This window comes from Pseudomonas sp. R3-56 (assembly GCF_051132075.1).
GTDB lineage: Bacteria > Pseudomonadota > Gammaproteobacteria > Pseudomonadales > Pseudomonadaceae > Aquipseudomonas.
This window is the reverse complement of sequence record NZ_CP071657.1, coordinates 2,741,132-2,760,943: the sequence shown is the minus strand read 5'-3', so window position 1 is coordinate 2,760,943 and position 19,812 is coordinate 2,741,132. Positions and strand designations below refer to the sequence as shown.

The window sequence follows — 19,812 nt, the reverse complement described above, 5'->3', positions numbered from 1 at the left end:
TCACTTTATTACGGACTGCAAAATGACCCAGCACTTCAAACACTTCATCGAAGGCGCGGCCGTCGAAGCCTCCGACGGTCGCCGCATCCCCCTCGTCGACCCCGTGACGGAACAGGCCTACGGCAGCTCCGCACGCGGCACCGCCGAGGACGTCGACCGTGCGGTGAACGCTGCGCTCGACCAACTTGAGCGTGGCGCCTGGAGTCGGCTCGACGGCGCCCAGCGCGCGCGACTGCTGTCGAAACTGGCTGACCTGGTCGAGCGCGACACCGAACAGCTCGCCGACCTCGACGCCAATGCCATCGGCCGCTCCCCCCTCGAACCCCGCCGAATGGACATCCCCAACGCCGTTGCGAATCTGCGCGCCGCCGCCGGCTGGGCCAATCAGCTGGAGGGCCGGACCATCCCCTCCGGCGGCTATTTCGGCACCAGGACCCTGTCGTATACGGTGCGCGAGCCGGTGGGCGTGGTCGGCGCCATCGTCCCCTGGAACTCGCCGCTGATGATCACCGTCTGGAAGCTCGCCGCGTTACTCGCGGCAGGCTGCACGGTGGTCATCAAACCTTCGGAAGAAACCCCGCAATCGGCCCTGCACCTGGCGGCGCTGGCCCAGGAAGCGGGCTTCCCAGACGGGGTGATCAACGTGGTGACCGGTTACGGCGATGAAGTCGGCCGTGCCCTGTGCGAACATCCCCACGTCGCCAAGATCAGCTTCACCGGCAGCCCCGAAGCGGGTCGCGAGATCCAGCGCACCGCCGGTGTGCTGTTCAAGCGCGTCGCCCTGGAGCTGGGCGGCAAGAGTCCGCAGATTGTCTTCGATGACGCACCCTTCGACGATGCGCTGCATGGCTGCTCGCTCGGCCTGTTCGTCAACCAGGGACAGATCTGCGCGGCCGGCTCGCGCATCCTGGTCCAGCGCGGCATCGCCGAGCGCTTCGCCGCGGCGCTTGCCGATGCGGCACGAGCGGTCAAGGTCGGCGATCCTCGGCAAGCTGACATACAGATGGGCCCCGTGGCCAAAAAGGCCCAGTTCGAGCGCGTCAACCGGTACATCCAACTGGGCATCGAGCAAGGTGCCACGCTGTTGGCTGGCGGCGTATCGACGCCAGAACGGGGCTGGTTTGTCCAACCGACCATCTTTGCCAATGCACGCAATGACATGGCGATCGCCCGGGACGAGATCTTCGGCCCGGTCGGCACCGTGATCACTTTCGACAGCGAAGAAGAGGCTCTTGCCTTGGCCAACGATTCGGCCTACGGCCTCGCGGCGACGGTCTGGACCAACGACCTGGCAAAAGCGCATCGCGTGGCTGGCGCGGTGAAGGCCGGCGCCGTGGGCGTCAACTGCTGGAGCCCGCAGGACGCCAACCTGCCTTGGGGCGGGGTGAAAGCCAGCGGCATTGGCCGGGAAGGCGGATTTGCCGGCGCGTTGGCCTACACCGAAGAAAAAGTCATCACCGTATTGCTGCCCACCTGATAGCCATCCCTGCACTGACCGAGCGACCCTCGATGCGCTGATTACCCGAGGGTCGCTCAGGTGCATTTTTGTTACCGATGGAGAGACCGTGATGAATCCGGTAAATCAAACACCTGTTGATCGGTATCCTACGTCCCTGCGACTCCTGCATTGGGCGCGCGCCGTGCTCATAGCAGGCCTGCTCTGGGCAGGCTGGCACATGACCGGGCTGGATGACGAAGTCGCGAGCAAATACGAGCTTTATTATCCGTGGCACAAATCGTTCGGGGTGTTGGCATTCTTGCTGGTCCTGGTCCAGATCGTCTTGCGCGTGCGAACCCCCAGGCTGCCGCAGCCGCCGGAATCATTGGCGCGCTATGAACGGGTTTCCTCAAGACTCGCCCACCGTACCTTGTATGCGCTGCTGGTGATCGTGCCGTTGATGGGCTATTCGATGTCGAGCACCTACACGATGAGCGACGGGGTGTTCTTCTTTGGCGTGAACCTCCCGGAGCTGCTTGGAAAAAATGACGATTGGTTCGTCGTTTTCCAATGGCTGCACAAGGTGCTCGCCTACACGCTGCTCGGCCTGATCCTGCTGCACGTTGCCGGCGCGCTCAAGCACCGGTTCCTCGACCGCGATCCCCGAAGCGACGTGCTGCGCCGCATGCTCTGACGGCTTTCAAACCCTCGTCGGACACCGCGGGAGGCCTTGATTATGCGTTCACATCCACGACCGTACGCCCGCGCACCTTTCCTTCCAGCACTTGAGCGGCGACCTGCGGAACCTGCGCCAGGCCGACGACCTGGGTGGTCCGGGCGAGCTTGTTCACATCGAGATCCCGGGCCAGTCGCGACCATGCCTGCAGGCGTACGTCTTGCGGAGCGTTCACCGAATCGATACCGGCAAGGGTCACGTTGCGCAGGATGAAGGGCAGCACCGAGCCGGGCAGATCCGCCCCCTGCGCCAGGCCGAAAGCGGCGACAACGCCACGATATCGAGTCTGTGCCAAGGCATTGACCAGGGTATGGCTACCGACCGAATCGATGACGCCGGCCCAGCGCTCCTTGGCAACCGGAGCACCCGGCTCGGACAAGGTGTGGCGATCGATAATCTCGCAGGCGCCTAGATCGCGCAGATAATCGGCTTCTTCCGGGCGGCCGGTCGAGGCAATCACCCGATAGCCCAGGCCTGAGAGCAGCGCGATCGCCACCGAGCCCGCTCCACCATTGGCGCCGGTCACCAGAACGTCGCCACGCTCAGGCGTCAGGCCACCGTGCTCCAGGGCCAACACACTGAGCATCGCGGTGTAGCCGGCGGTGCCGATGGCCATGGCCTGGCGGGTCGAAAAAACCTCCGGAACCTTCACCAGCCAGTCGCCGCTCACGCGCGCCTTCTGGGCAAAGCCGCCGTGGTGGGTCTGGCTCAGCCCCCAGCCGTTGAGCAGCACCCGATCGCCAGCCTGGAAACCGGCATGACTGGAACTCTCGACAACGCCGGCAAAGTCGATGCCGGGAATCAGCGGAAATTGGCGGATCACTGGTGTGCGACCGCTAAGCGCCAAGGCGTCCTTGTAATTGACGGTGGAGTACTCGATCGCGACGGTGACGTCGCCGGCCATCAGGTCCTCATCCTTGAAGTCGACCAGGCTGGTGGAAATCACATCAGCGGTTTTGGTGCAAAGCAGCGCTTTGAAGGTCATTGTTGTTTTCCTCTTCATTCTGAGCGGGTCGGGGCCAACGCAGCGAATGCGGGCGCTGGCCCAGCTGGCAGTTCACGCGAGCTGCAGGGCCTTGCGGATGCCCGTGTCCAGCACGCCAGCCGGCGCGAAGCGACGCATGAACTGCAACTGCGCGGCTGTCTTGCCGGCGGTGTAACGCAGCTTCGGCCGCTCGGCGCGAGCAGCCTTGAGCACCACGTCAGCCACCACGTCGGGGCCCTCGGCGGTCGCCATTGCCTGGTTGACGACCTTCGTTACCTTAACCCGAATGTCCTCATACACGTCCAGCTTGGCGTCGGCCTGCAGGCTGTTGCTTTCGAATGCCGTGCGCGTATAGCCGGGCTCGATGACGACCACCCGGATGCCATGGGTGCGCAACTCGTGGTCCAGCGCTTGGGAATAGCCATCCACCGCATGTTTGCTGGCCACGTAGAGCGCCACATAAGGTACGGATACGACACCAAGAATGGAGCCGATGTTGATGATTCGACCGCTGCCCTGACGTCGCATGTGGGGCACAACGGCGCGGGTCATGCGCACGACACCGAGAAAATTGGTATCGAAGACGGCCTTGGCCTGCTCGATCGAGCTTTCTTCCGCCGCGGCCGGAGCAAGCCCGAAGCCGGCATTGTTGACCAGCAAATCGATACGCCCTTCCCGGCGCAGCAGCTCGGCGACAGCGGCGTGGACGCTGGCGTCGTCGGTCACGTCCAGCGCCAGCATCGAAAATGCCTGATGAAGCGCCGGTGTACCTCGCCGGCTAGTGCCATATACGGAGTAGCCAGCCGCCGCGAGTCTGTTCGCAATGGCCTCCCCGATGCCGGACGAAGCGCCGGTCACCAACGCTACGGGTTTAATGGTGGTCATACAGTGTTCCTCTGGCTGCCTGGCGGGATCCGGCATCAACGCGTGTCGGGAAACTCTATGATGATGATCATAATTATAGACGTCAATACTTTTGATTTCGACTGACATCTAATTTACGAGAGCGACAGGCGGGCATAATCACCAGCGGCAGATCGACGCGGTGCAGTGCGTTGAGGGAGAATCGTCGTCGGCCCGCGCCGCTAGGCGCTTGGAAACGCAGGGTGATGGTGAGGGGAGGACCGCTGGCTCGATGGAGAGGCATGCGCCCCTCCACCTCAGCCGTTTACTCTCGCGCTTGTATCAAGCCAGCAGATCGTTCGAGCTCAAGGAATTGACGCCTAGCAACTGAATCTCGAAATCCGCGTTCAGGTCGCCATTGACGTTGCCATAAAGCACATGGTCGACGAAGCGTAATTGCCCGGCCCCGGTAAAATCAGCCGAGTCGATAAAGCTGAACGTGTCGTTCAGCGCGGTCAGTGTGTCGGCATCCAATCCCGAAAGATCGATTTTATCGCCCTGCAGAGCGCTGAAATCAAAAATGACATCACGCGCGCTACCGCTGCCCAGGTCATCGAGCGCAGTGAAAACAAACTGGTCGGCTCCATCGCCACCGATGAGGGTGTCTGTTCCAATCCCGCCGATCAGTATGTCATTGCCAGCGCCGCCTTCGAGCTGGTCGTTGCCGGCACCACCTTCCAGGGTGTCCGCACCACCAAGGCCATCGAGTACGTTGGCTGCGCTGTTACCGGTCAGTCTGTTGTCCAGCCCGTTGCCGATAAGCGTGAGGGAGTCGGTATAGAGCAACTGGCCGTCTTCGATATTGGCTGACAAGGTGTAGTCCACGGAGGTGCGGATCAGGTCATGACCTTCGTCGGCAAGCTCGACGACCGTGTCGCCAGCATTGTCGACCACGTAGTTGTCATCCCCCAGGCCGCCTATCAGCGTGTCTTGCCCCGCCCCACCATTGACGACGTTGTTGCCGGCGTTGCCGGTCAGCACGTTGGACAGTTCGTTGCCGCCGGCATTGACGTTGGCGTTGCCGGTCAACGTCAGGTTTTCCAGGTTGTTGCCCAGTCGCCAGGCCACCGATGAAACGACCGTGTCGATTTCATCGGCCACGGTGCTCGCTTCATTGACGACATCCCCGACGTTGTCGACCACGTAAGTATCAGCACCGGCGCCCCCTTCCAGGGTATCCGCACCAGCAAGGCCATCGAGTACGTTGGCGGCGCTGTTACCGGTCAGCTTGTTGTCCAGCGCGTTGCCGATAAGCGTGAGGGAGTCGGTATAGAGCAACTGGCCGTCTTCGATATTGGCCGACAAGGTGTAGTTCACCGACGTACGGATCAGATCATGACCCTCGTCGGCAAGCTCGACGACCGTGTCGCCAGCATTGTCGACCACGTAATTGTCATCCCCCAGGCCGCCTATCAGCGTGTCCTGCCCCGTTCCACCGTTGACGACGTTGTTGCCGGCGTTGCCGGTCAGCACGTTGGACAGTTCGTTGCCGCCGGCGTTGACGTTGGCGTTGCCGATCAACGTCAGGTTTTCCAGGTTGTTGCCCAGTCGCCAGGCCACCGATGAACGAACGGTGTCGATTTCATCGGCCACGGTGCTGGCTTCGTTGATGACATCGCCAATGTCGTCGACGAGGTAGGTGTCACCACCAGCGCCGCCGGTCAGGGTATCCGCACCACTGCCGCCGTCGAGGATATTGGCCTCGGCGTTCCCGGTGATGCGGTTGTTCAGCGCGTTGCCGGTTGCATTCAGGTTGCCGCTGCCGATCAGCTTCAGGTTCTCGAAGTTGGCACCCAGGGTATAGCTGACGGTTGAAAGAACACTGTCGATCTCCGTGAGCGAAGCATCTCGCTCGATGATCGTGTCGGACAGGCTGTCGATGTAATAACTGTCGTTGCCGGCACCGCCGTCGAGGATGTCCGCACCGCCGAGGCCGTTGAGCACGTTGGCGGCACTGTTACCGGTCAGTCTGTTGTCCAGCGCGTTGCCGATAAGCGTGAGGGAATCGTTATAGAGCAACTGGCCGTCTTCGATATTGGCCGACAAGGTGTAGTTCACCGAGGTACGGATCAGGTCATGACCTTCGTCGGCAAGCTCGACGACCGTGTCGCCAGCATTGTCGACCACGTAGTTGTCGTCCCCCAGGCCGCCTATCAGCGTATCTTGCCCCGTTCCACCGTTGACGACGTTGTTGCCGGCGTTGCCGGTCAGCACGTTGGACAGTTCGTTGCCGGCGGCGTTGACGTTGGCGTCGCCGGTCAACGTCAGGTTTTCCAGGTTGTTGCCCAGTCGCCAGGCCACCGATGAACGAACGGTGTCGATTTCATCGGCCACGGTGCTGGCTTCGTTGATGACATCCCCGACGTTGTCGACGAGGTAGGTGTCACCACCAGCGCCGCCGGTCAGGGTATCCGCACCACTGCCGCCGTCGAGGATATTGGCCTCGGCGTTCCCGGTGATGCGGTTGTTCAGCGCGTTGCCGGTTGCATTCAGGTTGCCGCTGCCGATCAACTTCAGGTTTTCGAAGTTGGCACCCAGGGTATAGCTGACGGCTGAAAGGACACTGTCGATCTGCGTGAGCGAAGCATCTCGCTCGATGATCGTGTCGGACAGGCTGTCGATGTAATAACTGTCGTTACCGGCGCCGCCGTCGAGGGTGTCCGCACCACCTAGGCCGTTGAGTACGTTGCCCAGTTCGTTACCGATCAGCGTGTCATCGTAGGCTGAACCGACCGCATTCTCGATTTTTGCGCCATAGGCAATCGCCAACCCTTCGTTGAAGAGAGACAGTGTGTTGACGTTCAGGAACGCCTGGCCGATCTTGCTGAACGCGCCCTCATTCAGATTGATGCGTACCGCTGCCTCCTGATTACTCGCGTCGATGGTGTCATTGCCACCCGCATCCCAGATCGTCTCGAAAACCGACTGGCCAGCAGCCCAGCTATAGGTGTTATTCCCGGTCTGCCATTGGTTATTCGCCCCATAAAGGCTCTGTATGGCGGCGATGTCGAGCAGCATCGGCGTGGTCGGTTCATAGAGGTACGGGTCGTTGTAACTCATGACCGTGTAACGTACGTCGTCGAACTCGGTAGCAAGCACGGTGGGGTTGAAGCCGCTAGTGGAAAACGGATGTTTGAGGCCCAGCGCGTGCCCGATCTCATGCACAAAGGTCAAGTAGTCGTAGGAGCCTTTGACGGGCGCTGGATCATTCGTCGACGGGCCAATCCAGACATCGCCGGCAGTAGGGCTGGTGCCAGGCATATAAGCCCAGGCGGCGACGCCGTCATCCATCCCTTGGTAACCACCAAATCGCAAGTCACCGACATTGCTGAAGGATTCGCCAACCTGCGTGAACTGAATGTTGGCAACCGAACTCCACGCACCCAGCGCGCTGACGACGCTGTTCTGCTGGGCCGGGGTCAGGACATAGGTGGCCAGGTCCTCGTTGTTGTTGCTGTAATCGAAGGTGAAACGTGAATTATCGGTAATGAAGCTGTACGTCAATGAGGTAACGGGCATGCCATTGTTCGTTGAATTGCCTGACCAATAAGTGCCGTAAAGCAAACTATCGACTTGCGCATTGCCGGTCAGGCTGGCAGACGAAACAGATGAATAACCGAAAAATGGACTGGGCATGGGAGCTTCCTGTGGGCAATCTGCGGTCTATCCTGGATGCGACCGCTACAAAGGGATCATTTTGCATCAGAAACTGACGCATTAATATCATTTAGCCATTATTGTGCCGAACGGTCTGACCAAGGCGCAACCAGCCAGTCATTGGCCTTGCGGATATCCTCGTCTGCCAATCTTCCACTCCAGCGATGCAGCACGAGCAGACTGGTCACGAAGCGGTATTGGGACTGATAGAAATCGCGTCGTGCGCGAAACTCTTCCTGGATACTATCCAGCACGTCCACGGCATGCTTGACGCCGTAGTTGAAGGCTTTCTCGGTAGCTATTCTGGACTTTTCCGCGGACTCCAGGGCGCGTCGGGTCGCCTTGATACGGCTGAGTTCGGCCGTCATGCCCAGATAGGCAGTGCGAGTTTCCTTGATGACCTGGCGGCGCAAGGCCTCCAGTTCCTGCTGGGCGACCTCCTTGTCACTTTCCGAACTGGACACCCGCGCGCGGGTGGAGCCGCCACTGTAGAGGGGCACTTGCAAATCAAGGGAAGCGACCAGGTTATCCGTGCGGGGAGTCAAGGCACCTTCGTAGCCGATGTCACTGCGTTGCGCCGTGAGATTCAGGCCCAGCCTGGGCAGATGACCGGCCCTGGCTTCACCAACAGCCGCCTCGGCTGCAAGGATACTGTGTTCGCGGGCATGCAGTGCCGGGTTGCTATCGAGCGCTGCATGCACCCAATAGTCCTGTGCTTGCGCCGGCAGGCTGAAGGCAGGATTCTCTGCGATGCGCTTGAACGGCTCATGGACATCACGCCCCACCAGCTCGGAAATAGCCTCACGACTGATCGCGACCTTGTTGCTGGCTTCGATCTCGTCTGCCTTGAGCGTATCCACGCGGGCCTCGAGATCAAGCCTGTCGGTTACCATCGCCATCTGGCGCGCATACAAGGCATTTATTCGCTTGAGGTTGCGCTCGGTTGCGTCCAGTTCACTGCGCACCAGAGACAGTTCATCCTCGGCCGCGAGAACGGCAAAGTAGCGTTCAGACAAATCGATACTGGCCTGCACCTGGGTGTCGTCGGATTCGTATTCACTCTGCCGGGCCAACTCCACATATTTGCGGTAGCTGCGCCAGACCTGCGGATCGTAGATTACTTGGTTGAGCACCACGGCCATGCGCTTGCCGTTGTACTGGATGCGGCTGACATCATCGTCACGCCGGCTGCGATTGACGCTACCGCTGGCGTTGAGCTGCGGCAGCAGTTGGCCGAACGCGGCGCGCTCGTTGCCCTTCCCGCTGCGAATCAAGGCCTGTGCTCGCAGAACGCGTGGATCGGCGCCCTGTGCTTCCTGATGCAATTGCCACAGATCCACGTGGGAAGACGTTGGCGCGCTGTCCGCAAGGGCGCCGAGCGGCGCGAGGATCGCGCACAGGATGATCAGAGATCTCATGTCAATCCTCGATCATCGAACGGGCGAAAGCATTGCTGGCAGGCTGCATCAGGTACTCCAACAACGTCCGCGCCCCTGTGTTGATCAGCACTTCGACCGGCATCCCCGGCACCAGGGCACGATTGCCCAGCGCCTGGCGCCCCTTGTCGGTCAACGCTACACGCGCCAGGTAATAAGCAGTGCCGGTGTCCTGGTTGACCAGACGATCCGCCGATATCTGCACCAGTTGCCCTTCGATGACAGGCGTGGTGCTGCTCTTGAACGCGCTGAAGCGAATGTCCGCCAGCCTGCCCGGCGCGATACGGTCGATGTCCACGGTCGAAACCTGCGCCTCGACAATCAGCTCTTCATTGGCCGGGACAATGTCCAACAGGGCGGTCCCAGGGCTGACCACGGCGCCCAGGGTGTGCACGGTCATCCCTATGACCCGGCCTGACTCCGGGGCGAGGATGTCGGTGCGCTGGTCGCGATCCTGCAAGGTGGCCAGTCGTTCGCGCAACTCGTAGGCCTTGCTTCGCGCTTCACCCAGCAAACCTGCCACTTCACTGGCGAAGGTTTTTTTCAGCTGGAGAATCTTCAGTTGCGCTTCGTCCGCATGGACGCGCGCTCGTGCGCTCTCCGACTGGCTTTCGGCTATTTCGGCCTGCAAGCGCGACAGGCTGCGCTCCTGCTCGCGCAGACGTTGTTTATCCACGTAGCCTTCGGCCAACAATGCACGCAGGTCGGCAATCTCTTCTTCATAAGACGTGGCCAGCGCTTGCTTGCTCGCGACGATGGCCTTATAGCCTCGAATCTGCTCTTCGATCTGGCCGATGGACTTCTCCTGCAAGGCAATTTCGCCCTGCAGCGAGGTCCTTCGGGCCTGGAAGATCCGCGCTTCACTGTCGCGGGCTTCGTGAACGCGCGGGTCGGCGGGGTCGAGGGTGGACACGGCCAGCGGCTCCGGCAACGCGTCACGCTCCGCCACCAGTCGGGCTTCGAGTTCGAGCGCAGCAATCAATTGGCTGCGCATCGCCTCCATCTCCGAACGGGCCTGGGTATTGTCGAGCACCAGCAGCACATCGCCCGCTTTCACCAGGTCACCCTCACGCACACGTAGCTCGCGCACGATGCCGCCTTCCAGATGCTGCACAGTCTTGCGATAGCTTTTTACCGTGACCACACCCGGCGCGAGGGCCGCGCTGTCCAGCGGCGCCAGGGCCGCCCAGCCGCCAAACAGGCCAAAGGTGACCAGCAGCAAGGAGTAACCGATGCGCCGTACCGGCCTGTCATCTATGGCCAACCCGGCCACATCAACGGAAAACTGCTTACTGTTTTGCATAACGCTGCCCATCCGCATCCTGCGGCTCAATGGCTCCAGCCTGGCGAGCCGCAGGCGTAGCGCCCTGCAGCCGCGCCATGACACTGTCGCGAGGCCCGAACAGGCTCCTTTCGCCATGGTTGAGAACCAGTAATTTATCCACCTGGGCCAATATCCCGGATCGATGGGTAATGACAAACACCGTGGCCCGGCTCTGCCTGAGCTTTCGCAGCGCCTCGGCGAGCATCTTTTCTCCGGCGTCGTCCAGGTTGGAATTCGGCTCATCGAGCACTACCAGGCGCGGTTCGCCGTACAAGGCGCGGGCCAGCCCGACACGCTGGCGCTGCCCGCCGGACAGTCCACCGCCGTTGGCACCAATCAGCGTGTCGTAGCCATCGGGCAATTGCAGCACCATCTCATGCACCCCGGCCATGCGTGCGGCGGCGACCACCGCAGACGCGTCCATCGGGCCGAAACGCGAAATGTTCTGGCTGATGGTGCCTTCGAACAGTTCGATGTCCTGCGGCAAGTAACCGATATACGCACCCAGCTCCTCCCGGCGCCATTGGCTGATGTCCGCGCCGTCCAGGCGCACGGTGCCGGTCAGGCTTGGCCAGATTCCCAGCAACGCCCTGGCCAGCGTCGATTTGCCTGCCCCACTGGGGCCAATGATGCCCACTGCTTCTCCAGCAGCTACGTTGAAGTCCAGGCCACGGATAATCGGTTTACGACTGCCCGGAGAACCGACCGAAAGGCCCTCGACGCGGACCGTGCCCTCCGGCGCAGGCAGTGACATGCGCTCCGGATCCGCGGCGTGCCTGGCCAGCAACTCATGCAGTCGCGCGTATTGCGAGCGTGCGCCCAGGAAGTTTTTCCACACACCAATCAACTGGTCGATAGGGGCCAGCGCCCGGCCCAGCAAAATGGAGCCGGCGATCATCAGTCCGGGCGTGATTTCATGATTGATCGTCAAGTAAGCGCCCAGGCCCAACACCAGCGATTGCACAATCTGGCGGAACGTCCTGGATATCGCCGCAACGGTCGTGGCGCGGTCGCTGGCCAGGCTTTGCAGGGATAACACTGTATGGACCCGCCTGCTCCAGTGTTCGCGAAGGCTGGCAAGCATGCCCATCGACTCGACCACCTCGGCATTGCGCAAGCTTTTGTTGGTAAAAGCGGTGGCGGCCATCTGCTCGCGATTGGCATCCTGCAGCGGCACTTGCGTGAGCTTTTCGTTGACGAAGGCCAACGCCCCCAGCAGGACCGCGCTCAACAACCCCATCCAACCGTACCAGGGATGGAAGATGAACATGACGGCCAGATAGATTGGAATCCATGGCGTATCGAAAAACGCAAAGAGACCGTTGCCGGTCAGGAACTGGCGCAACGCGTTCAGGTCGCTCAATGGCTGTGCTGTGGCGTCCATGCCGCTGGTATTGAGTGCCTGCCTGAAACTGGCGTCGAACAGACGCTGCCCCAGCAGCGTGTCGAGGCGCGTGCTGATTCGTACCATGATCCGCGAACGAACCCATTCCAGGCCGCCCATCGTGCTCATCAACAGCAACATGATCAGCGTCAGCATCAACAGGGTGGACAGGCTGGCGCTGGCTACCGCGCGGTCATACACCTGCAACATGTAGAACGAGGGGACCAACATCAGCAAATTGACGAAAAAACTGAAAAAGGCCACGGAAAGAAAGCTGCCCTTGCATGCGGCAAGCGCGCCTTCCAACTCGGTCCGGGTGTGGGCTGACATGGTTCATTCCCTGAGGTCCGCTTATGTTCAAACCTGCGAGGATCGTAGGGAGTACAGATACACGAACGCCTTCAAAAACAGTCGCAGGACAGGTCGCAAAGGCCTGCGCGACAAAGATTATGTGCGCTGTATCGGCAAACACGAGCAGTTCTGTAGGGAAACTTTTCAGCTGCAACAACCGGCTATTAATTACGAGCCCGCAGGCTTTCGCCGGCAGGATGATCTATACCTACAGGTGTACGCACCCGGGCTACACGACAATAAAGACATGCCCGGGAAGCACGGCCGAACCGCAAGGGAAACACCGCCCTCCCCGGCACTGGCCTGAACGATAATGTTCCCTGCGCCGCGCATGTAGAATGGCGGCCCTTTTTTCAATGCCTGAAGTATCGACCATGAGCCGGATTCCACGCGTATTGAATGGTCGTCCCAAGGCACTCTGGCGGCTCTGCTTTGCGCTCTTGTCATTGGTTATCCTTCATGCGCACGGTGAGCCACAAGTCATCGAGCTGCACATCCCGGACGCACCTCCGCTGACGTTCATCAACGACCCCAGGGGGTACGGCATCGTCGGTGACGTCGCGGTGCAGGCGATTACCCGGGCCGGGTATACGCCAAAGATCCACCTGCTGCCTTGGGCAAGGGCACAAAAACATGTCAGCGAAGAACACGACTACCTGATAGCTCCCTTGTCGCGCATTCCTGTGCGCGAGGATCGCTTCACCTGGATCGCTTCGATCATGCCCATGGAGCGCGCCTTCTTCAGCCTCGACCGGCAGGTCACCAGTTTCGCCCAGGCGAAAGCAACCTACCGCAAGATCGGCGTCGGCCTGGGCAGTGCACAAGAGGACATCCTGCGCGCCGAAGGCTTCAGCGACGAACAGATCTATCCGCTGGCCATCGGTGACAACCCTGCCCAGATGCTGCTGATGGGGCGTATCGATGCCTGGTTCAACGGTGTTCCGGAGAGTCGCTATATCTGGCCGAAGGTGTCCAGCCGCACACTGCTGATGAGCCCGGTTGGCAGCAGCGCCGACCTCTATCTGGCGTGTTCCAGGCGCTGCTCCGAAAAAATCGTCGAAGACTTGCGTGGGGCCGTCGAGGCGCTGCGCAAGGACGGCACGATCAAGCGGATACGTGAGGTATATCTGCCTGACTAAGTAGCCGGCTGGCACCGATCCACTGCACAGTTGCCGTATGCCATGGCTCATCAATGACTTATATCATTCCGAATGATAGTTACCTTTGCTTCATTCGATTCGTTCCTTTCAGCCTTGCCACGCATCATCCGCCCATCTCAATACACTTGGCGGATGCTATCCATGGAACATTCACTTTCTAAATTGCGCTTTCCCCTGGCACTGTTGGCAGTGCTGGTGATCAGCGCGTGCGGCAAGACCCCCGACACGGCAGCTTCGATGCCGGCGGCCAAAGTCAGTGTGGCCAAGGTACTGGAGCAACCCGTCAACGAATGGGACGAGTTCACCGGGCGCCTCGAAGCGCCGGAAACCGTCGAGATCCGCCCGCGGGTTTCCGGGCAGATCGATGAAGTGGCCTTCACCGAAGGCGCGCTGGTCAAGAAAGGCGACCTGCTGTTCCAGATCGACCCGCGCCCGTTCCAGGCTGAAGTGCGTCGTCTCGAAGCCCAGCTGGCCCAGGCTCGCGCCACCGCGACGCGCAGCGAGAACGAGGCCCAGCGTGGCGAACGCCTGCGCTTGAGCAATGCGATTTCAGCTGAACTGGCGGATTCGCGCACCACCGCAGCCCAAGAAGCCCGCGCCGCCGTGGCCGGCATCCAGGCGCAACTGGACCTGGCCAAGCTGAACCTCAGCTTCACCCGGGTCACCTCGCCCATCAACGGCCGTGTCAGCCGGGCGGAAATCACCGCCGGCAACCTGGTGACCGCCGACGTCACGCCGCTGACCAGCGTGGTCTCCACCGACAAGGTCTACGCCTACTTCGACGCCGACGAGCGCGTCTTCCTCAAGTACACCCAACTCGCCCGCCAGGGCCAGCGCGGCCAGGCCACGCCGGTCTACATGGGCCTGTCCAACGAGGAAGGCAACCCGCACCTGGGCCAGATGAACTTCGTCGACAACCAGGTCAACCCGCAGACCGGCACCATCCGTGGCCGCGCGGTGTTCGACAACAAGGACGGCGCCTACACCCCTGGCCTGTACGCCCGACTGAAACTGGTGGGCAGCGGCACCTACTCCGCCGTGCTGATCAACGACGAAGCCGTCGGCACCGACCTGGGCAAGAAATTCGTGCTGGTGATGGACGCCGACAACAAGCCGGCGTACCGCGCCGTCGAGCTGGGGCCGAAGATCGAAGGCCTGCGTATCGTGCGCAACGGCCTGAGCAAGGACGACACCATTATCGTCAAGGGACTGCAACGGGCCCGTCCGGGTTCGCCGGTCACGCCTGAAACCGTGCCGATGGCCAGCGAGCAGACACTCGCCGCCCTGGCACAACAACGTAAAGCGCTCGAAGCCAGCAACCTGCCCCAGGTCGCGCCCAACAAGGCAGCGTCCGGCTCCGCAGGCAAACTGGCCTCTGCGTCCCCACGCGGCTAAGGGACTGAACTCAAGATGAAATTTTCCCAGTTCTTCATTTCGCGGCCGATCTTCGCAGCGGTGCTCTCGCTGCTGATCCTGATCGCCGGTGCGATCTCGTTGTTCCAGCTGCCGATCAGCGAATACCCCGAAGTCGTGCCGCCGACCGTGGTCGTGCGCGCCAACTTCCCCGGTGCCAACCCCAAGGTCATCGGTGAAACCGTAGCCGCGCCTCTGGAACAAGCCATCACCGGCGTCGAGAACATGCTCTACATGTCCTCGCAGTCCACCGCCGACGGCAAGATCACCCTGACCATCACCTTCGCCCTGGGCACCGACCTGGACAACGCCCAGGTGCAGGTACAGAACCGCGTCACCCGCACCGAGCCCAAGTTGCCGGAGGAAGTGACCCGGATCGGCATCACGGTGGACAAGGCGTCGCCCGACCTGACGATGGTCGTGCACTTGACCTCGCCGGACAAACGCTACGATATGCTTTATCTGTCCAACTACGCCTTGCTCAACATCAAGGATGAGCTGGCGCGCCTCGGCGGCGTCGGTGATGTGCAGTTGTTCGGCATGGGTGATTATTCGCTGCGGGTCTGGCTGGATCCGAACAAGACTGCGTCGCGCAACTTGACCGCTACCGACGTTGTCACGGCGATCCGCGAGCAGAACCGCCAGGTTGCCGCCGGTGCCCTGGGTGCGCCTCCAGCGCCGAATGCCCAGGCGTTCCAACTCTCGGTCAACACCCAGGGTCGCCTGGTCAGCGAGGAAGAGTTCGAGAACATCATCATCCGTTCCGGCGCCAATGGTGAAATCACTCGCCTGAAAGACATCGCACGGGTGGAGCTGGGCTCCAGCCAATACGCCCTGCGTTCGCTGCTCGACAACCAGCCGGCGGTGGCGATCCCGATCTTCCAGCGCCCGGGTTCCAACGCCATCCAGATTTCCAACGATGTGCGCGAGAAAATGGATGAGCTGAAAAAAGGCTTCCCGGCCGGCATGGACTACAGCATCGTCTACGACCCGACGATCTTTGTGCGCGGCTCCATCGAAGCGGTAGTGCATACCCTGTTCGAAGCGCTGATCCTCGTGGTGCTGGTGGTGATCCTGTTCCTGCAGACCTGGCGCGCCTCGATCATCCCGCTGGTGGCGGTGCCGGTGTCACTGATCGGTACATTCGCGGTCATGCACCTGTTCGGCTTCTCGCTCAACGCCCTGTCGCTGTTCGGGCTGGTACTGGCCATCGGTATCGTCGTGGATGACGCCATCGTGGTGGTGGAGAACGTCGAACGAAACATCGGCCTCGGGCTTACGCCGGTGGAAGCCACCAAGCGCGCCATGGGTGAAGTGACCGGCCCGATCATCGCCACGGCGCTGGTGCTCTGCGCGGTGTTCGTTCCCGCCGCCTTCATCAGTGGCTTGACCGGGCAGTTCTACAAGCAGTTTGCCTTGACCATTGCCATCTCGACGGTGATCTCGGCCTTCAACTCCTTGACCCTGTCGCCAGCCCTGGCCGCGGTATTGCTCAAGAGCCATGACGCGCCCAAGGACCGTTTCTCGCGGCTCCTCGACAAGATCTTCGGCGGCTGGCTGTTCCGTCCGTTCAACCGCTTCTTCGACCGTGCCAGCCACAGCTATGTAGGCGCCGTCGGCCGCGTGATCCGCAGCAGCGGCATTGCCCTGATCCTTTACGCAGGCTTGATGGTGCTGACCTTCTTCGGTTTCTCCAACACGCCAACCGGTTTCGTGCCTGGCCAGGACAAGCAATACCTGGTGGCCTTCGCGCAACTGCCGGACGCCGCCAGCCTGGACCGCACCGAAGACGTGATCAAGCGCATGTCCGAAATGGCCCTCAAGCAGCCGGGCGTTGAAAGCGCGGTGGCCTTCCCGGGCCTGTCGATCAACGGCTTCACCAACAGCCCGAACGCCGGCATCGTCTTCGTGACCCTCAAGCCTTTTGATGAGCGCAAGGACGCGAGTATGTCGGCCGGTGCCATCGCCGGTGCGTTGAACGGCCAGTATTCGGAGATCCAGGAAGCCTACATGGCGATCTTCCCGCCGCCGCCGGTACAGGGCCTGGGCACGATCGGTGGTTTCCGCCTGCAAATCGAAGACCGGGGCAACCTGGGCTACGACGAGCTGTACAAAGAGACGATGAACATCATCACCAAGAGCCACAACGTGCCGGAACTGGCCGGGTTGTTCACCAGCTACACGGTGAACGTGCCTCAGGTCGATGCCGCCATCGACCGTGAGAAAGCCAAGACCCACGGCGTAGCGGTCAGCGACATCTTCGACACCTTGCAGATCTACCTGGGCTCGCTGTATGCCAACGACTTCAACCGCTTCGGCCGTACCTACCAGGTCAACGTCCAGGCCGAGCAGCAGTTCCGCCTCGAGTCGGACCAGATTGGCCAGCTCAAGGTGCGCAACAACCGTGGCGAGATGATCCCGCTGGCGACCTTCATCAAGGTCAGCGACACCTCGGGGCCGGACCGCGTGATGCACTACAACGGCTTCATCACCGCTGAAATCAACGGTGCCGCCGCCCCGGGCTACAGCTCCGGCCAGGCTGAAAAAGCCATCGAGAAACTGCTCAAGGACGAATTGCCCAACGGCATGACGTACGAGTGGACCGACCTGACGTACCAGCAGATTCTTTCGGGCAACACCGCGTTGTTCGTGTTCCCGCTCTGCGTATTGCTGGCGTTCCTGGTGCTCGCGGCCCAATACGAAAGCTGGAGCCTGCCTCTGGCGGTGATCCTGATCGTACCGATGACGCTGCTGTCGGCGATTACCGGGGTGATTCTCTCCGGTGGCGACAACAACATCTTCACCCAGATCGGCTTGATCGTACTGGTCGGACTGGCCTGTAAGAACGCGATTCTGATCGTCGAGTTCGCCAAGGATAAACAGCTCGAAGGCATGACCCCGCTGGCTGCGGTACTGGAAGCTTGCCGCCTGCGTCTGCGGCCGATCCTGATGACCTCCTTCGCCTTCATCATGGGCGTGGTGCCCCTGGTGCTCTCCAGCGGCGCCGGTGCGGAAATGCGCCACGCCATGGGTGTCGCGGTGTTCTCGGGCATGCTTGGGGTAACCTTCTTCGGCCTGCTGCTGACCCCGGTGTTCTACGTATTGATCCGTAACTTCGTCGAGCGCAGCGAGGCCCGCAAAGCGGCCCGGGCCTTGAAACTGGAGGCGCAACAATGAGTTTGAAAGCGTTCGTGCCAAGCCTGCTGGTCCTGGCGTTAAGCGCCTGCGCCGTGGGCCCGGACTACCAGGCACCGAAAACGGAGGCGGCCAACATCACCGCCGCCACCGACGGCGCCGCCGGCCAGAAGAACTTCGACCGCGCGCGGTTCGAAGGTATCTGGTGGCAGCAGTTCGACGACCCGACCCTCAACGCGTTGGTGACTCGCTCCCTGGACGGCAACCGCGAGTTGCGCGTGGCCTTCGCCCGCCTGCGGGCCGCCCGGGCGATTCGCGACGACGCCAGCAATGATGCAATGCCGACCATCACCAGCCGCGCCAGTAGCGAGCTGGGCAAAGGCCAGAACCCGATGGGGCAGACCGACGACCGGGTCAACTCCGAGCGTTATGACCTGGGCCTGGACATGGCCTGGGAACTGGACCTGTTCGGCCGCATCCAGCGCAACCTGGAAGCGACCGATGCCGACCAGCAGGCCGCCGAGGCCGATCTCTATCAGTTGCAGGTGAGCATGATCGCCGAACTGGTGGACGCCTACGGCCAGCTGCGCGGCGCCCAACTGCGTGAAAAAATCGCCCTGGCCAACCTGCAGAACCAGCAGGAGTCGCGCAAGATCACCGAAAGCCTGCGTGATGCCGGCGTCGGCGATCAGCTCGACGTGGTGCGTGCCGACGCGCGCCTGGCCGCGGTGGAAGCCAGCGTGCCGCAACTGCAAGCCGAACAGGCGCGCCAGCGCAACCGCATCGCGACATTGCTGGGCGAGCGTCCGGACAAGCTGAGCGTGGACCTGAGCCCTAAACAGCTGCCGGCGATTGCCAAGGCACTGCCGATTGGCGACCCCGGTCAACTGCTGCAACGCCGTCCGGATGTCCTGAGTGCCGAGCGTCAACTGGCGGCTGCCACGGCGCGCATCGGCGTGGCCAAGGCCGACCTGTTCCCAAGGGTCAGCCTCAGCGGTTTCCTCGGTTTCACCGCCGGACGCGGTTCGCAGATCGGTTCCTCGGCGGCCAATGCCTGGGCGCTGGGTCCAAGCATTACCTGGGCTGCGTTCGACCTGGGCAGTGTGCGAGCGCGCTTGCGCGGTGCTAGCGCCGAGGCTGATGGCGCCCTGGCGAACTATGAACAGCAGGTGCTGCTGGCCCTGGAAGAGTCGGAAAACGCCTTCAGCGATTACGGCAAACGCCAACAGCGGCTGATCTCGCTGATCCGCCAGAGCGAATCGAGCCGCGCGGCCGCCGACTTGGCCGAGATCCGTTATCGCGAAGGCACCGAGGACTTCCTCGTGCTGCTCGACGCCCAGCGCGAACGCCTCGCTGCCGAGGACAGCCAGGCCCAGGCCGAAGTGGATCTGTATCGCGGCATCGTCGCGATCTACAAGGCCCTGGGCGGCGGCTGGCAACCGGAAACCGTCGCCAGCAACTGAGCCCTCCCCAACCGAGCTCCTTTGGTTGGCCGCAACCAACCAATCCCTTTGCCCCGCGTCTCATTCGGTCGCGGGGCTTTTTTGTTCATCGACCAGCGCTTTTGGAAAAGCCTGTTGTGGGAGCGAGCCTGCTCGCGATGAGGCCAGCCCAGATACCCCGTGGCGAGGGAGCTCGCTCCCGCTCGGCTGCGCAGCAGTCGCAAAACCGGCTGACGCGGTCTGCCTGAAGACAGCCAGGGCCGGCTTTGCCGGCCAGCGGGAGCAAGCTCCCTCGCCACAGGGTTGTCTGATATATCGGGTCCCTGGCGATGAAATGTCATTGCCTGTCCCACCGCCATCGCGAGCAGGCTCGCTCCCACAGATCCCCCACCGCTATTCAGGTTTGACTCAAGCCCGGACCTGACCGAAGCTTGCGACACTTCACGCT

Annotated in this window: 12 protein-coding genes; 6 read left to right on the top strand and 6 right to left on the bottom strand. The window is 61.7% G+C overall.

All coding sequences use genetic code 11. From position 1 onward, the window contains the following. The first annotated feature begins 22 nt into the window (after positions 1 to 22). Positions 23 to 1,477 carry an aldehyde dehydrogenase family protein gene (locus tag J3P96_RS12515; RefSeq protein WP_434657514.1) on the top strand — a complete coding sequence of 485 codons (1,455 nt, stop codon included), beginning with the start codon at positions 23 to 25 and terminating at the stop codon, positions 1,475 to 1,477. A 91-nt stretch (positions 1,478 to 1,568) separates the two neighbouring features. Beyond that, positions 1,569 to 2,132, top strand: coding sequence for a cytochrome b (locus J3P96_RS12510; protein ID WP_434657511.1), 564 nt, complete (start codon positions 1,569 to 1,571; stop codon positions 2,130 to 2,132). Positions 2,133 to 2,172: 40 nt separating this feature from the next. On the opposite strand, the gene acuI is transcribed toward J3P96_RS12510, so the two are convergent. The 6 genes from acuI to J3P96_RS12480 form a co-directional block, all read right to left on the bottom strand. Continuing rightward, entirely contained in the window at positions 2,173 to 3,159 is a 987-nt protein-coding gene (acuI, locus tag J3P96_RS12505; RefSeq protein WP_434657508.1) for an acrylyl-CoA reductase (NADPH), read from the bottom strand. Between the two features lie 72 nt (positions 3,160 to 3,231). Next, the gene (locus J3P96_RS12500; protein ID WP_434657505.1) at positions 3,232 to 4,044 is read right to left on the bottom strand and encodes an oxidoreductase; all 813 of its coding nucleotides are present in this window, start codon (positions 4,042 to 4,044) and stop codon (positions 3,232 to 3,234) included. A 300-nt stretch (positions 4,045 to 4,344) separates the two neighbouring features. Next, entirely contained in the window at positions 4,345 to 7,698 is a 3,354-nt protein-coding gene (locus J3P96_RS12495; RefSeq protein ID WP_434657502.1) for a M10 family metallopeptidase C-terminal domain-containing protein, read from the bottom strand. Between the two features lie 98 nt (positions 7,699 to 7,796). Then, on the bottom strand, positions 7,797 to 9,137 hold the full coding sequence (locus J3P96_RS12490; RefSeq protein WP_434657500.1) for a TolC family protein: 1,341 nt from the start codon (positions 9,135 to 9,137) through the stop codon (positions 7,797 to 7,799). Position 9,138: 1 nt separating this feature from the next. After that, positions 9,139 to 10,458, bottom strand: coding sequence for an HlyD family type I secretion periplasmic adaptor subunit (locus J3P96_RS12485; protein WP_434657497.1), 1,320 nt, complete (start codon positions 10,456 to 10,458; stop codon positions 9,139 to 9,141). Continuing rightward, positions 10,445 to 12,193, bottom strand: a complete 1,749-nt coding sequence (locus J3P96_RS12480) for a type I secretion system permease/ATPase (RefSeq protein WP_434657494.1) — start codon at positions 12,191 to 12,193, stop codon at positions 10,445 to 10,447. Before J3P96_RS12480 ends, J3P96_RS12485 begins: the two co-directional genes overlap by 14 nt. A 395-nt stretch (positions 12,194 to 12,588) precedes the next feature. Between J3P96_RS12480 and J3P96_RS12475 the strand changes: the two genes are divergently transcribed. The 4 genes from J3P96_RS12475 to J3P96_RS12460 all read left to right on the top strand — a co-directional run bounded on the left by J3P96_RS12475 (position 12,589) and on the right by J3P96_RS12460 (position 19,385). Beyond that, on the top strand, positions 12,589 to 13,353 hold the full coding sequence (locus J3P96_RS12475) for a substrate-binding periplasmic protein (RefSeq protein ID WP_434657492.1): 765 nt from the start codon (positions 12,589 to 12,591) through the stop codon (positions 13,351 to 13,353). A gap of 162 nt (positions 13,354 to 13,515) precedes the next feature. Further along, a complete protein-coding gene (mexE, locus tag J3P96_RS12470; RefSeq protein ID WP_305500743.1) occupies positions 13,516 to 14,769 on the top strand; it encodes a multidrug efflux RND transporter periplasmic adaptor subunit MexE in 1,254 nt (417 codons plus the stop codon). Between the two features lie 15 nt (positions 14,770 to 14,784). Further along, on the top strand, positions 14,785 to 17,964 hold the full coding sequence (locus J3P96_RS12465) for an efflux RND transporter permease subunit (RefSeq protein WP_434657489.1): 3,180 nt from the start codon (positions 14,785 to 14,787) through the stop codon (positions 17,962 to 17,964). Next, the gene (locus J3P96_RS12460; RefSeq protein ID WP_434600942.1) at positions 17,961 to 19,385 is read left to right on the top strand and encodes an efflux transporter outer membrane subunit; all 1,425 of its coding nucleotides are present in this window, start codon (positions 17,961 to 17,963) and stop codon (positions 19,383 to 19,385) included. The genes J3P96_RS12465 and J3P96_RS12460 overlap by 4 nt, the downstream gene beginning before the upstream one ends. Positions 19,386 to 19,812 lie beyond the last annotated feature (427 nt).